Source organism: Agrobacterium sp. BT-220-3 (assembly GCF_025910175.1).
In the GTDB taxonomy this organism is placed as follows: Bacteria; Pseudomonadota; Alphaproteobacteria; order Rhizobiales; family Rhizobiaceae; genus Agrobacterium; species Agrobacterium oryzihabitans.
Window position 1 is genome coordinate 101,833 of the sequence record NZ_JAPAIX010000012.1, and the last position, 14,727, is coordinate 116,559.

General features: G+C 60.2%; 12 protein-coding genes and 1 pseudogene. 10 read left to right on the forward strand and 3 right to left on the reverse strand.

The genetic code is table 11. The features are described from left to right. The first annotated feature begins 128 nt into the window (after positions 1-128). From OK142_RS21940 to OK142_RS21960, 5 genes are all read left to right on the forward strand, one after another. Entirely contained in the window at positions 129-1,079 is a 951-nt protein-coding gene (locus OK142_RS21940; RefSeq protein WP_498685157.1) for an ABC transporter permease, read from the forward strand. Continuing rightward, positions 1,076-1,897, forward strand: coding sequence for an ABC transporter permease (locus OK142_RS21945; RefSeq protein WP_164056850.1), 822 nt, complete (start codon positions 1,076-1,078; stop codon positions 1,895-1,897). Before OK142_RS21940 ends, OK142_RS21945 begins: the two co-directional genes overlap by 4 nt. A gap of 53 nt (positions 1,898-1,950) precedes the next feature. After that, positions 1,951-3,348 carry an amidase gene (locus OK142_RS21950; RefSeq protein WP_498685159.1) on the forward strand — a complete coding sequence of 466 codons (1,398 nt, stop codon included), beginning with the start codon at positions 1,951-1,953 and terminating at the stop codon, positions 3,346-3,348. Between the two features lie 97 nt (positions 3,349-3,445). Then, the gene (locus OK142_RS21955; protein WP_216332002.1) at positions 3,446-4,012 is read left to right on the forward strand and encodes a DJ-1/PfpI family protein; all 567 of its coding nucleotides are present in this window, start codon (positions 3,446-3,448) and stop codon (positions 4,010-4,012) included. Between the two features lie 71 nt (positions 4,013-4,083). Then, entirely contained in the window at positions 4,084-4,434 is a 351-nt protein-coding gene (locus OK142_RS21960) for a ribbon-helix-helix domain-containing protein (RefSeq protein ID WP_035243147.1), read from the forward strand. 167 nt (positions 4,435-4,601) lie between these two features. Here OK142_RS21960 and OK142_RS21965 read toward each other — a convergent pair whose 3' ends face one another. From OK142_RS21965 to OK142_RS21975, 3 genes are all read right to left on the reverse strand, one after another. Further along, complete coding sequence (locus OK142_RS21965) at positions 4,602-5,522, reverse strand: ABC transporter permease (RefSeq protein WP_082184910.1); 921 nt, start codon at positions 5,520-5,522, stop codon at positions 4,602-4,604. Beyond that, positions 5,515-6,525, reverse strand: a complete 1,011-nt coding sequence (locus OK142_RS21970; RefSeq protein ID WP_082184909.1) for an ABC transporter permease — start codon at positions 6,523-6,525, stop codon at positions 5,515-5,517. The genes OK142_RS21965 and OK142_RS21970 overlap by 8 nt, the downstream gene beginning before the upstream one ends. Before the next feature lie 138 nt (positions 6,526-6,663). Then, positions 6,664-8,373 (reverse strand): peptide ABC transporter substrate-binding protein, encoded by a 1,710-nt coding sequence (locus OK142_RS21975; RefSeq protein ID WP_498685162.1) that lies wholly within the window; start codon positions 8,371-8,373, stop codon positions 6,664-6,666. Between the two features lie 305 nt (positions 8,374-8,678). Here OK142_RS21975 and OK142_RS21980 point away from each other — a divergent pair, with 305 nt between their 5' ends. From OK142_RS21980 to OK142_RS22000, 5 genes and pseudogenes are all read left to right on the forward strand, one after another. Continuing rightward, positions 8,679-9,842, forward strand: coding sequence for a M20 aminoacylase family protein (locus OK142_RS21980; RefSeq protein ID WP_082184907.1), 1,164 nt, complete (start codon positions 8,679-8,681; stop codon positions 9,840-9,842). Positions 9,843-9,890: 48 nt separating this feature from the next. Next, positions 9,891-11,741 carry an ABC transporter ATP-binding protein gene (locus OK142_RS21985; RefSeq protein WP_498685166.1) on the forward strand — a complete coding sequence of 617 codons (1,851 nt, stop codon included), beginning with the start codon at positions 9,891-9,893 and terminating at the stop codon, positions 11,739-11,741. 294 nt (positions 11,742-12,035) lie between these two features. After that, positions 12,036-12,989, forward strand: a complete 954-nt coding sequence (locus tag OK142_RS21990) for a sugar-binding transcriptional regulator (RefSeq protein ID WP_498685167.1) — start codon at positions 12,036-12,038, stop codon at positions 12,987-12,989. A 144-nt stretch (positions 12,990-13,133) separates the two neighbouring features. Next, positions 13,134-14,447 (forward strand): ABC transporter substrate-binding protein, encoded by a 1,314-nt coding sequence (locus OK142_RS21995; protein ID WP_003499050.1) that lies wholly within the window; start codon positions 13,134-13,136, stop codon positions 14,445-14,447. A gap of 162 nt (positions 14,448-14,609) precedes the next feature. Beyond that, positions 14,610-14,727, forward strand: a pseudogene (locus OK142_RS22000) (sugar ABC transporter permease); the annotation flags it as partial.

Below are 14,727 nucleotides of genomic sequence, written 5' to 3' on the forward strand. Positions count from 1 at the left end.
TCCGCCGCGCGGACGCGCGTCGGCTGGATCCCTGTGACAGGCACGGGGATGAGGGAAGAGTGTGCGGGGATGACAACAAATCTCTCCACGATATCCGACTGCAAAACAAAGCAAGGAAAGAATGCCAGATGTTAGCCGTCCTCATCCGGCGTCTTTTAAGCCTCGTCATCACGCTGTTTGCCGTTTCCCTCATCATCTATGTCGTCATGGGCCTGCTGCCGGGCGATCCGGCGGCCATCATGCTTGGAACCTCGGCGAGCCCCGATACGCTCGCGGCGCTGCAGAAGCAGATGGGCCTAGATCAGCCGCTGCCATTGCGTTATCTCCACTGGCTCGCTGGCGTGTTTCATGGCGATCTCGGGCAATCCTATACCTATGGCGTGCCGGTGGCGGGGTTGATTGTCGAGCGGCTTGCCGTCACCCTGCCGCTTGCGCTGCTGGCCGTCTGCCTTTCGGTGGCCATAGCCATTCCGCTCGGCGTTGCGGCGGCGAGAAGCCGCAACGGGCCGGTGGATTTCGCAGCCGGGCTGTTTTCCCATGTCGGCATTGCCGTGCCCGGTTTCTGGGTCGGGCTGCTGCTCATCATCATCTTTTCCACGACGCTCGGCTGGATGCCATCAGGCGGGTTTCCCGGCTGGCAGCCGAGTTTTTCGGCGGGGCTTATCGCGCTGATGCTTCCGGCCATTGCCCTTGCGCTGTCGCAGGCGGGTGTTCTCACCCGCGTCTGCCGCTCGGCGGTGCTGGAGGTGATGAACGAGGATTTTGTGCGCACCGCCCGCGCCAAGGGCCTGAGCGAGCGGGTGGCGCTGTGGCGGCATGCGGTGCCGAACGCGATGATCCCTGTGGTCACCATGATCGGCCTGCAATTCACCTTTCTCATCGCCGGGGCCGTCCTGGTGGAAAATGTCTTCAATCTGCCGGGCCTCGGGCGCCTTGCCTATCAGGCGCTGACCCAGCGGGATATCGTCGTCATGCAGTCCGTCGTGCTGTTCTTCTCGGCGCTGGTCATCGTCATGAATTTTCTGGTCGATATCGCCTATCTCTTCATCGATCCGAGACTGCGGGCAGGTGCGCGATGATGCGACTGATCCGCCGCCGCCCCGCTTTCGTTGTCGGTATCGCCGTCACCACCTTTCTTGTCGCGGTTGCGCTGCTCTCGCTGGTCTGGACGCCGGTTTCGCCGACCAAGATGCAGATCGCCCAGAAACTGAAATCGCCCTTTGCCTATGGCGGTCTTGGCACGGATCATTTCGGCCGGGATGTTCTCTCCATGCTGATGGCCGGGGCGTGGAACTCGCTTTCCACCTCCATCGCCGCCGTTGCCATCGGCGCTCTCATAGGCACCGCCGTCGGCGTATCGGTCGCGGCCCTGCGGGGTTTCACCGAAACCGTGGTGATGCGCATCTGCGATATCATTTTCGCCCTGCCGCCGATCCTGTCGGCCATGATGCTCGGCGCTTTCATCGGCACTGGTCGTTTTACCGCCATCATCGCCATCGCCACCTTCATGGTGCCGGTCTTTGCCCGGCTGACGCTGGGGGCGGCGTTGCAGATATGGTCGCGGGAATATGTCACCGCCGCCACCAGCATCGGCCAGAACCGCGCCAAGATCACGCTGTTTCATATCCTGCCGAATATTTCCAACCAGATCATCGTGCAGGTGACGATCCAGCTCGGTCTTGCCATCCTTACTGAAGCGGGGCTTTCCTTCCTCGGTCTCGGCATGCCGCCGCCTGCCGCCACCTGGGGTCGGATGCTTGCCGATGCGCAGACCTATCTTGGGACAGCGCCATGGCTCGCCATCATGCCCGGCCTTGCGATTGCGCTTGCCGTCTTCGGCCTCAATCTTCTCGGCGATGGCCTGCGCGACCTGCTGGACCCGCGCGATACCAGCTGATCGCTTCTAGCCGATATCGCCCTATTATCTGTTTTTCTGACGAGACGACGCTGATGACCGATCTCATAGACCTCAACACGCTCGAAATGCTGGCGCTTTACCGGCAAAAGAAGCTATCGCCATCGGAATATTGGCAGGCGGTAGAGGCCCGCATCGACGCATTCGAGCCCACGGTGAACGCGCTTTACGCCTATGATCCCGAGGATGCCCGCAAACAGGCGCTGGCCTCGACGGAGCGCTGGCAAAAAGGGGAAACGCTCGGGGCGCTCGATGGGATTCCGGTCTCGCTGAAGGAACTGATCGCCACCAAAGGCCAGCCGGTTCCGCTCGGCACCAAAGCGGTGGAACTGGTGCCGGCTCTGGAAGACGCGCCGGTTGCCGCCCGCTGCCGCGAGGACGGCGCGATCCTTTACGCCAAGACCACCTGCCCGGATTACGGCATGTTATCGTCAGGCCTTTCCAGTTTCCACAAGCTCAGCCGCAACCCGTGGGACCCGACACAGAACCCCGGCGGCTCCAGCGCCGGTGCGGCCTCTGCCGGTGCTGCGGGTTACGGCACGCTGCATATCGGCACGGATATTGGCGGCTCGGTGCGCCTGCCGGCCGGATGGACGGGCCTGTTCGGCTTCAAGCCCAGCCAGGGCCGCATACCCGTCGATCCCTATTATACCGGCCGCTGCGCCGGGCCGATGACCCGCACGGTTGTCGATGCCGCCTATGCGATGGCCACACTTTCTCGCCCGGACTGGCGTGATGGCACCGCGCTGCCGCCCAACGATATCAACTGGATGGACCTCGACATTAATGTGAAGGGCCTGAAGATAGGTCTGATGCTGGATGCCGGCTGCGGCCTGCCTTTGGACGAGGAGGTGCGCGATGCCGTGCTCTCCGCCGCCAAACTGTTCGAAGAGGCGGGCGCCATCGTCATCCCCGTCGAGCCGGTGCTGACGCGAGAAATGCTTGATGGGCTGGACGATTTCTGGCGGGCGAAATTCTGGGGCGATATGGTGGCGCTGAGCGCGGATCGACGTGCCGCGATCCTTCCCTATATTCACGAATGGGCGGAAAAGGGCGCTGATGTCTCCGGCGCGCGCGCCGTTTTCGGTTTCAATCAGACCATGGAAATGCGTAGGAGTTGCGGGCGGTTGATGCAGTCGGTTGATGCGGTGATTTCACCCGTCAATCCCATCGTCTCCTATCCGGCTGACTGGGCCTCGCCCACCAATGATCCCGAGCGGCCTTTCGAGCATATCGCCTTCACCGTCCCGTGGAACATGTCGGAACAGCCGGCATCCTCGATCAATTGCGGCTTCTCGAAATCCGGAATGCCCATCGGATTGCAGATCGTCGGCCCGCGTTATGAGGATTTGTTCGTGCTCAAGCTCTCCAAGGTCTTCGAGGATTGGGGCGGCGGTGTGAGACGCTGGCCGCAGCCGCCGCGAGCGCGCTGACCCCGCCTTTATCGGCCGTGTAGTATAGCCATAATACCCGCATCTCCACCCGCCCTGCTACGGTGCCCATGGCATTCAAAAAACGGGAGGAGCAGACATGCCGAAGAAGATTTTGATGATCACCGGCGATTTCGCCGAGGATTATGAGACCATGGTACCGTTCCAGACCTTGGCTGCTGTCGGTCACACGGTGCACGCCGTCTGCCCCGGCAAGAAGGCGGGCCAGACCATCGCAACGGCCATCCATGATTTCGAGGGCGACCAGACCTATTCGGAAAAACGCGGCCATAATTTCGCGCTCAACGCCACCTTTGCCGATATCAAGGTTGCGGATTACGATGCGCTGGTCATTCCGGGCGGCCGCGCGCCGGAATATCTGCGGCTCAATGCGGATGTGCTGGCCGCCGTGAAGCACTTTTTCGAGGCCGACAAGCCGGTGGCGGCCGTCTGCCATGGTGCGCAATTGCTGGCGGCTGCGGGTGTCCTCAAAGGCCGCACCTGCTCGGCCTATCCGGCCTGCCGCCCCGAGGTGGAACTGGCGGGCGGCACCTATGCCGATATCGCCATCGACGCGGCGGTGACCGACGGCAAGCTGGTGACGGCGCCCGCATGGCCCGCCCATCCGGCATGGCTTTCGCAGTTCATGGCGGTGCTTGGCAAATAAGCTGCGCGGAACGGGGCTTTTACCGGCCCTGTTTCCCGTCTATCTTTTGGAGCGTGGTGAGGGAGGAAACCATGTGCAAGCTTTTCATCAAGGCGGACCCGGCACTTTGGGAAAGCCACACCCGGTCTTTGCGGATCGACGGCATGGTCACGAGTGTGCGGCTTGAAAACTTCTTCTGGACCACGCTGGACGAGATTGCACGCCGCGATGGCATGAACAGCGTGCAGCTCATCGCCAAGCTTTATAATGAATCGATCGATGCCGGGCACGATCTCGGCAACTTCACCTCTTTTTTGCGGGTCTGCTGCGGACGCTATCTGGCCTTGCAGCTTTCCGGCGATATTCCGGCGCGCAGCGACGTTCCGATTGCCGCGCTGGACGCCGACAGCATCCTCGATGCGGAGAAGGTGAATTACCACTAGCAGTGCGTGCCGGTTTTTACGTGCCGATGCATCCCCGCCACCTCATTCCTGTGCTTGTCACAGGAATCCAGCCGACGCGCGTCTGCGCGACGGGAGGAGTCTTTTCAGCCCAAGGACTTGGGCTGGCTGGATCTCTGTGACAGGCACAGAGATGAGGGAGGGCGTGCTCAGCTCTTCAGCGCCCTTGGATCCAGCGCATCGCGCACGGCATCGCCGATATAGTTGACGCTCAGAACCGTCAGTGAGATTGCCAGTCCCGGCCACAGGACGCGCGAAGGCGTCAGCTGCAGGAAGTTGGCGCCGTCGAACAGCAGCCGTCCCCAGGTCGGAAAGTCCGACGGAAATCCGAGGCCGAGGAAGGACAGCGCCGATTCCGTGATGATGGCTGATGCAATGCCGAGCGTGGCCGAGACCATGATCGAACTCAGCACATTCGGCAATATATGCCTGAGGATGATGCGGTATTCGCGCATGCCGCTCGATTTCGCCGCCATGATAAATTCCTGGCTTTTGATCGTCAGCACATCGCCGCGCACGATACGGGCCGTATGCATCCAGCTGGTTATCCCAATCACGAAGACGATGAGGATGAAGATGCCGGTTTCCGGCCCGAAGGCCGCGCGCAGCGTATCGCGAAACAGCATCAGGATGACGAGCAGCAGCGGCAGCAGCGGCAGGGCGAGGAACAGGTCAGTGAGCCGCATCAGCGGCCCGTCAAGCCTTCGGAAATAACCAGACAGTACCCCCACCAGCGTGCCGAGAAACAGCGCCAGCAGCATGGCGGTGATGCCGACGGCAAGCGAGATGCGCCCGCCGGCCAGAACCTGCGCCAGCATGTCCTTGCCCAGATTGTCGGTGCCGAAGGGATGCGCCAGCGACGGCCACTGGTTGCGCTCCCTCACATTGATGGCGTTTGGCGCGACGGTGTGGATATAGGGGCCGACAAAGACCGCAAGCAGAATGAAGATGAAAACGAACAGGCCCGCCACGCCGCCCTTGTGGGCGCGAAACTGTTTCCAGATATCGGCAAGTGCTGATTGCACGGGCGTGGCGGCGACGGCCGGCGCTGCGATGGTGGCGTCAGTCATAGCGGATCCTCGGGTCGAGAATGCCGTACAGAACGTCGGCAATCAGGTTGAAGAGCACGATAAGCACCGCGAAAATGAAGGTCAGTGTCTGCACCAGCGGAATATCCGCGCCCTGAACGGCAGTGATCAGCAACTGGCCAAGCCCGTTCACGCGGAAGATCTGCTCGGTAATGATGGCGCCTGAAAAGATCGTCGGCACGCCGAGTGCGATGACGGTGACGACCGGGATGAGGCTGTTGCGCAGCACGTGAACGAGCAGAACGGATTTTTCCTTCACGCCCTTTGCACGTGCGGTGCGCACATAGTCCTGATGCAGATTGTCCAGCATCGAGGCGCGCACGAAGCGGCTGATCTGCGAGACATTGTAGAGCGTCAGCACCAGAACCGGCAGGAACATCTGCTTGATCTGCGCCACGAAGCTTCCCCAGTCCGTCACCTGCAAGTTGGTGTCATAGACGGAAGGGAACCATTGCAGATACGAGCTGAAGATGACGACCAGCAGCACGCCGGTGAAGAAGGTGGGAACCGAATAACCGACCATCGAGACGAAGGTGCCGATCTGGTCGAAGATCGAATATTGCTTGTAGGCGGAAATGACGCCGATCGGGATCGCCAGAAGCGCGCCGAAAAGATAGGCGAGGCCGACCACCCAGAGCGTTTGCGGCATGCGCTGGATGACGAGATCAACCACCGGGCTGCGCGTTGCCCAGGACAGCACACGCATGCGATTGCCATCGCCGATCTGCCAGCCGGTGAGTTTTTCAATAAGGTTCAGCGGCTCGTTGATGAAGAATTGCTGCAGCCACATCAGGTAACGGATGAAGAAAGGCTGGTCGAGGCCAAGCGAGGCGCGGATCTGCTCGCGCACTTCGGGCGGAATGGTGAGCGGCAGGTCGCCGGTCGGATCGTTCGGCGCAAGATCGAGCAGGGCGAAGATGACGAAGCTGATGACGAGCAACGTCGGTACGGCAAAGGCAAGCCGCCGGAGCGTAAATGTAAACATCGGGAAGTCTCCAGACCCTTGAGCGCGGTATGGCGAAAACCGGGAGCCTCTTCGCCAAGGCGCTGCAAATGTGTCTTCAGATCATGGTCCAGGGGCAAGGCCGGCCTCCACGTTCGAAGAGGCCGGCGCATCTGCGTGTTACTTCTTGCGGGACCAGTCCGCGACGTTCCAGAGTTCCGAATCCCAGGCATTCATGCGAACGCCTTCCAGCGTCAGCGAATGCGAAGAAACGTTACCACGGTGGATCAGCGGAATATGCGCGCCTTCTTCCGTCAGCATGTCGTTCAGCTGCTTGGCGATTTCCCCACGCTTGGCGAAATCTGTCGTCTTGGAGAGGACGCCCACCAGCTTGTCGAATTCCGGGTTGCAATAACGCGGAATATTCTGGCCCTGCCAGCCGTTTGCGGGGGCGGGGATCTTGTCGCACAGCCATTCAGCCAGATATTTTTCCGGGTCGGTGCCGTCGAAATTGTTGGTGTACATTTCAACGTCGGCATAAAATTTCTGGAAGGTATCCGGGCTTGCCGGGTCGCCGCCGAAGAAGACGGAGGCGCTGACATTGCGCAGCTCGGAGGCGACGCCAATCTGCGACCACATGTCCTTCACCAGTTCCTGCGCCGCCTGGCGAACGGAGTTGGTGGAGGTCTGGTAGAGGAACGACAGTTTCACGCCGTTCTTGGCACGGATGCCATCGGCGCCCTTCACCCAGCCTGCATCATCAAGCAGCTTGTTTGCACCTTCCACATCCTGCTTCAGGCACCAGCTGTCGTTTTTCGTCGAAGCGACAGCCTCCGGGGCCGGCACGATGTTGCAGGTCGGCTTGCCCGCCTCGCCATAACCTGTCTCATCGATGATATCGCGATCGATGGCGAGCGAGAGTGCGCGGCGCACGGCCGGGTCTGAAAGGGCCGGATGAGGACCGCCCTCCTTGGTGGAGCGCTTGTCGCCGAGCGACGGATCGGCGTTGTACCAGTTGAGATTGATACGTTCGACCTGCGTGCCGAAGGCGGTTTCCAGCTTGCCCTTGCCGGCGGCCACCATGGTAGCCAGAATTTCCGGCTCCACCTGCATGTTCCAGGCGTAGTCGAATTCACCGGTTTCCAGCACGGCGCGCGCAGCGGAAGCCGCGTCACCGCCGCCCTTCAGGGTCACCGTGGCGAAAGCCGGCTTGGCCGGATCACGATAATTGGGGTTGGCGACGTAGCTGATGACGTCGTTCGGCTTGAAATCCTTGACCACGAAGGGGCCGGTGCCGATGGGGCCGAAATTGGCGGATGTGCAGCCGGGTGCGGCAGCGCCGATGCATTTTTCAAACTGCTTCTTCTGGATGACCGGCGATTGCGCGCCGACAAATGCGGAATAGGGGTAGGGCTTCGGTTCGGCGAAGCTGACCTTGACGGTATGGGCGTCGATGGCCTCGACGTTTTTCACGCCTTCATATTGCGCCGCCTGCGCGCAGCCGCCATCCGGTGCGGTGCAATATTTCCAGGTGAAGATGACGTCGTCGGCGGTAAGCGGCGTGCCGTCGGACCATTTGACGTCGCGCTTCAACTTCCACGTCATGCTGAGCAGATCCTTCGCGACGCCGCCATTGTCGACCGTCGGGATTTCGCTCACCAGCATCGGCACCAGCTCGCCCTTTTCGTCGTAGCGCGCCAGCGGCTCGATTACCATGGACGAGCTGTAGATTTCCTTGGTGCCACCGGAAAGATAGGGATTGAGTGTCGATACAGCCTGCCAGAACAGGATTTTCAGTTCGCCGTCACTGCCACGCTCGGCATGGGCGGCAGAGCCTGCGAGAGCCATGGCCGCCACCGTGCTGGCAAAGAGAACGCTGCGCTTCTTCATTGTGGTTTTCCCCTTTTTGGATTTTATCTATTTGAATGTTTGACGCTTTTCCTGTCGCCATAAGCAAGGTCTTTTGTTCTAAGTATTTGACTTTGCTGAGGAATAATCCTCCATTCCCAATGATGCTATTGTCAGTTTTTTTGAAAAGCAAGCCCCAAACTTTTATTGATGAACAAAATTTGTGCCATTCGACTTTGGGCCTATTTTTCGCTCATGGAGCAAAATTCATACTTGCAAAAGCAGAAATTCCAAACGCAATATGGCTCCCGACAACCCGGCGGGGAACAAAAAAAGGAAAAATGGGAATGCCGATATTGAACCGTGTGGCCGAGATGCAGGAAGAAGTTGCCGGCTGGAGGCGCCATCTGCACGAGACGCCGGAGCTGCTTTACGATGTCTTCGAAACATCGAAATTCGTGGCCGAGAAACTCAAAGCCTTCGGCTGCGACATCGTCGAAACCGGCATTGGCAAGACCGGCGTGGTGGGCATCATCAAGGGGCGGCACGGGGACGGCCCGACCATCGGTTTCCGCTCCGACATGGACGCTTTGCCAATCCTTGAAACCAGCGGCAAACCATGGGCTTCCAAGGTGCCGGGCAAAGCCCATTCCTGCGGCCATGACGGGCACACGGCGATGCTTCTGGGTGCAGCGCAATATCTCGCCGAGACCCGCAATTTCAAAGGGTCCGTCGCGGTCATCTTCCAGCCGGCCGAAGAAGGCGGGGCAGGGGCTCTTGCCATGCTGAACGACGGAATGATGGAGAAATTCGGCATTTCTCAGGTCTATGGCATGCATAATGAGCCGGGCATTCCCGTCGGCAATTTCGCCATCCGCAAGGGCTCGACCATGGCGGCGGCGGATGCGTTCGAGATCACGATTACCGGCAAGGGCAGCCATGCGGCCGCGCCGCATCTTTCCATCGATCCGGTGCTGACCTCGGCCTATATCATCATCGCCCTGCAATCCATCGTCTCGCGTGAGACGGACCCGTTGAAATCGCTGGTCGTCACCGTCGCCACCACCCATGGCGGCACCGCGGGCAATGTCATTCCCGGTTCGGTGACGCTGACGGGCACGGTACGCACCCTGCTGCCGGAAACCCGTGATTTCGCCGAAAAGCGCCTGAAGGAAGTGGCGACCGCCACCGCCATGGCGCATGGCGCGACCGCCGAGGTGAAATATGATCGCGGTTATCCCGTCACTTTCAACCATAATGACGAGACCGAATTCGCGACCGGCGTGGCGGTGGGCGTTGCCGGTGCAAATGCCGTCAACACCAATCCCAACCCGCATATGGGCGCGGAGGATTTCTCCTACATGCTGGAATCGCGCCCCGGCGCCTTCATCTTCATCGGCAACGGCGATACCGCCGGACTTCACAATGCTGCCTATGACTTCAACGACGACGCCTTGCCCTATGGCATCAGCTACTGGGTCTCGATGGCCGAAACCGCGCTTGCTGCGTAAGACATCCGGCGGCCTTCATGGCCGCCTTTCGCTTTTCAGGAGATCGGCATGCTTTTGGCGGCAACGTCCATGGAACAGACCGGCGGTTCGGTAAGCCCGGTTCTTTCGGTTGAAAATCTGACCACATCCTTCCGCGTCGATGGCGGCTGGAAATCCGTGGTCCGCAATATGAGTTTCGAGATCGCGCCGCGTGAGACGGTGGCGATCGTCGGGGAAAGCGGCTCTGGCAAAAGCGTGACGTCGCTGTCGATCATGCGGCTTCTGGATAAGAAAACCAGCCGCATCGAGGGCAAGGTCATGCTTGGCGGGCGCAATCTGCTTGCTCTTCCGGAAGAGGAGATGCGCAAGGTTCGCGGCAAGGACATTTCGATGATCTTCCAGGAGCCGATGACCAGCCTCAACCCGATCTTCCCGATCGGCAAGCAGATCGCCGAGGCGCTGACGGTACATCAGGATATTTCCTCATCCGCTGCGAAGGCAGAGGTCATCCGCCTCCTGGAAAAGGTCCGCATTCCCAATGCGAAGAACCGTTTCGACGATTATCCGCACCAGTTTTCCGGCGGCATGCGCCAGCGCGTGATGATTGCCATGGCGCTGGCCTCCAGACCGAAGCTCCTGATCGCCGACGAGCCGACGACGGCGCTCGACGTGACCATTCAGGGCCAGATCCTCGACCTTATCAAGCAATTGCAGGAAGAGGAGGGCATGTCGGTCCTGTTCATCACCCATGATATGGGCGTGGTGGCGGAAGTGTCCGATCGCACCATCGTCATGTTCCGCGGCGATGTGGTGGAAACCGGCACCACTGACGATATCTTCCATCGCGGGAACCATCCCTATACGCGCGCCCTGCTGTCGGCGGTGCCGAAGCTCGGTTCAATGAAAGAGCGTGTGCTGCCCGCCCGTTTCCCGATCATCGATATCAAGACCGGCGAGAGCATGCCGGTGATGGATGTGAAGGACACTGTCTCCGGTTCGCGCACGCCCATTCTCTCCGTGAAGGACCTGACCACGCGTTTCGATATCCGTTCCGGCCTTTTCGGCCGCAAATCCGGCGCCGTGCATGCGGTGGAAAAGGTCTCCTTCGATCTGGCCGAGGGCGAGACGCTGTCGCTGGTCGGCGAATCCGGTTGTGGCAAATCCACGACGGGGCGGTCGATCACCCGGCTGATCGAGCCTACCTCGGGCAATGTGACGCTCGATGGCTACGAGGTGCTGAAGCTCGACAAGACGACGCTGCGCACCATGCGCCGCAGCGTGCAGATGATTTTCCAGGACCCCTTCGCCTCGCTCGATCCGCGCATGAGCATTGGTACGGCGATCATGGAGCCGTTCATCGAGCACCGGCTGGGAACGAAGCCGCAGGCGCGTGAAAAGGCCGCGGATCTGATGGAAAAAGTGGGCTTGAGCCCGGATATGATGCGGCGTTTCCCGCATGAGTTTTCCGGCGGCCAGCGTCAGCGTATCGCCATTGCCCGCTCGCTGATGCTCGACCCCAAGGTCATCGTCGCCGATGAAGCAGTGTCTGCGCTCGATGTGTCCATCAAGGCGCAGGTCTGCAACCTGTTGCTCGACCTGCAGCAAAGTCTCAACCTCGCCTTCCTGTTCATCTCGCACGATATGGCAGTGGTGGAGCGCGTCAGCCATCGTGTCGCGGTGATGTATCTCGGCGAGATCGTCGAAATCGGGCCTCGCGCGGCGGTTTTCGACAATCCGCAGCATCCCTATACGAGGAAGCTCATGTCTGCCGTTCCGGTGCCGGATCCGGCGCGGCGGCAAATCCGGCGCAACATGGCGACGGACGAGATCAAAAGCCCGATCCGGCCGGTGGATTATATTCCGCCGCAGCGGCATTACCGCGAGGTTTCGGCGGGGCATCTGGTGCAGGAAGCGGCTTGATTGGTCGGTGGGGTCGATGAATCCCGCACCGTCACCCCGGACTTGATCCGGGGTCCAGCGCGATCAAGTCTTTGATCGCAAAAGGCTCTTCTCACGGCGCAGACGCGCCGTGGCTGGATTCCGGCTCAAGGCCGGAATGACGGAAAAATAGCGACACGGACGTATAAGCCGTCAGTCACCGTTCCTCACCCGCCGATTTTCGCGCCGTATCGTCATTCCGCCCATCCGTCGTTTGACAGCCGACGCAAAAAAATGCCAGCAAATGCGCAAGCATAATTCCTAGAGGGCAGCGGCATGGCCAGACGAAACGACGCACATGGACGGCTGGACGATGCGGCCCGTGCCGGCTGGCTTTATTATGTCGCCGGCCGCACGCAGGATGAAATCGCCGCCGCCATGGGCATTTCCCGGCAGTCGGCGCAGCGGCTGGTGTCGCTCGCCGTCGCCGAGCGGCTGATCAAGGTCCGGCTCGATCATCCCATCGCCGCCTGTCTCGAAAAGGCCGAACGCCTCAAGGAAAAATTCGACCTTAGATATATCGAGGTGGTGCCGAGCGATCCGGCCGGCGTCTCCTCCACTGTCGGCATTGCCGAGGCCGGGGCAGCGGAGATCGAGCGCTGGCTGAAAAACGCCGATCCCATCGTGCTCGCCATCGGCACCGGCCGTACGCTGAAAGCCGCAGTGGACCAGTTGCCGCCAATGGAGTGCCCGCAGCACCGCATCGTCTCACTGACGGGCAATATCGGGCCGGATGGATCGGCCGCCTATTATAACGTCATCTTCAGCATGGCCGACGCCATCAAGGCGCGGCATTTCCCTATGCCGCTGCCGGTTCTCTGCTCTTCGGCGGAAGAGCGGGAACTGTTGCACGACCAATCCATGGTGCGCTCCACGCTGGCGCTCGGCGCTGCTGCTAACGTCACCTTCGTCGGTGTCGGCGAACTCGGTGAAAACGCGCCGCTCTGCGTTGATGGTTTTCTCGGTGTCGATGAAATGAAGGCCTTGATGGCAAGCGGTGCCGTCGGTGAGATCTGCGGCTGGATGTATGATGCCAATGGCCGCATTCTCGAGCATTCCGTCAATGAGCGCGTCGCTTCCGTTCCCATCCCGTCGCGGGAGACCTGCACGGTCATCGGCATGGCGCAGGGCGCACGCAAGAATGCCTCGATTCTGGCGGCACTGAGAGGCGGTCTGTTGAACGGTCTCATTACCGACGAAGCGACAAGTGAATTTTTGCTCACGCATTGAGCAAAAATTAATCACATAAAATCAATGGCTTGATTTTTCCATGTGCGTCGCAGCACAGGATGTCGCTTGACTTTTTTTGTCTCCGGGTGAGTAAATGCCCCAGAGCAAAGCGAATGCTCATCATTTTTCTTCTGGGAGGAAGATATGACACTGAAGACCATTTTGCTGGGCGCATGCTCGGCCCTCGCCTTTTCGACCCTTGCTTCCGCTGAAACGCTGACCATCGCCACCGTGAACAACGGGGACATGATCCGCATGCAGGGGCTGACCTCCGACTTCACGGCAAAGAACCCTGACATCAAGGTCGAATGGGTCACGCTTGAAGAAAACGTCCTGCGCGAGCGTGTGACGACCGATATCGCCACCAATGGCGGCCAATACGACATCATGACCATCGGCAACTATGAAGTGCCGATCTGGGCCAAGCAGGGCTGGCTGCTGCCGCTCGAAAAGCTTGGCGACAAATACGACGTGGATGACATTCTGCCGGCGATCCGTGGTGGTCTCTCCGCCGAAGGCAAGCTTTATGCGGCACCCTTCTACGGCGAATCCGCCATGATCATGTATCGCAAGGACCTGTTTGAAAAAGCCGGCCTGAAGATGCCTGAAAACCCGACCTGGGAATTCATCGGCGACGCCGCCCGCAAGATTACCGACCGCAAGGCCGATATCAACGGCATCTGCCTGCGTGGCAAGGCCGGCTGGGGCGAAAACATGGCCTTCATCAGCGCGCTCACCAACTCCTTCGGTGGCCGCTGGTTCGATGAGAACTGGAAGCCACAGTTCGATCAGCCGGAATGGAAGAGCTCGCTGCAGTTTTACGTGGACCTGATGAAGGATGCCGGTCCGTCGGGCGCGTCCTCCAACGGCTTCAACGAAAACCTGACGCTGTTCCAGCAGGGCAAATGCGGCATGTGGATCGACGCCACGGTGGCTGCCTCCTTCGTATCAAACCCGAAGGACTCGACGGTTGCCGACAAGGTCGGTTACGCGCTCTTCCCGACGCATGGTGAACTGAAGAACCACGGCAACTGGCTGTGGTCGTGGAACCTTGCCATCCCGAAAAGCTCGAAGAAGGCCGATGCGGCTGAGAAGTTCATCTCCTGGGCAACCAGCAAGGATTACACCACGCTCGTCGCTTCCAAGGAAGGCTGGGCAAACGTGCCTCCGGGCACCCGCACCTCGCTTTACAAGAACGCCGATTATGAAAAGGCCGCCGCCTTCGCCAAGCCGACGCTTGCCGCGATGGATGCTGCCGATATCACCAAGCCGACCGTAAAGCCCGTGCCTTATACGGGTGGTCAGTTCGTGGCGATCCCTGAATTCCAGGCGCTCGGCACCACGGTTGGTCAGCTGTTCTCGGCGGTCGTTGCCGGTCAGTCCAGCGTTGACGATGCGCTTGCGGGCGCCCAGTCGACAGCGACGCGCGAAATGACCCGCGCCGGTTACATCAAGTAATCCTCCCGAAGATCGCTGTCCGGCGCCAATGCCGGGCAGCGAACTCTCCGGGCCGGAAGCCGCGATGCGGCTTTAATGCCTTTCAAATCAAAACAAGAATGAGCCGGTTCTTCCGGATATGCCGGGCGTCGTGACGCGCAGGCCCAAGGGGAGGTTAGTGTAATGGCAACCCGAAACACGAGCGGTCTTGCGCGGGTGATGCTTGCGCCATCGGTGCTGTTATTGCTGGTGTGGATGATCGTTCCCCTGGCGATGACGCTGTGGTTCTCGTTCCAGAACT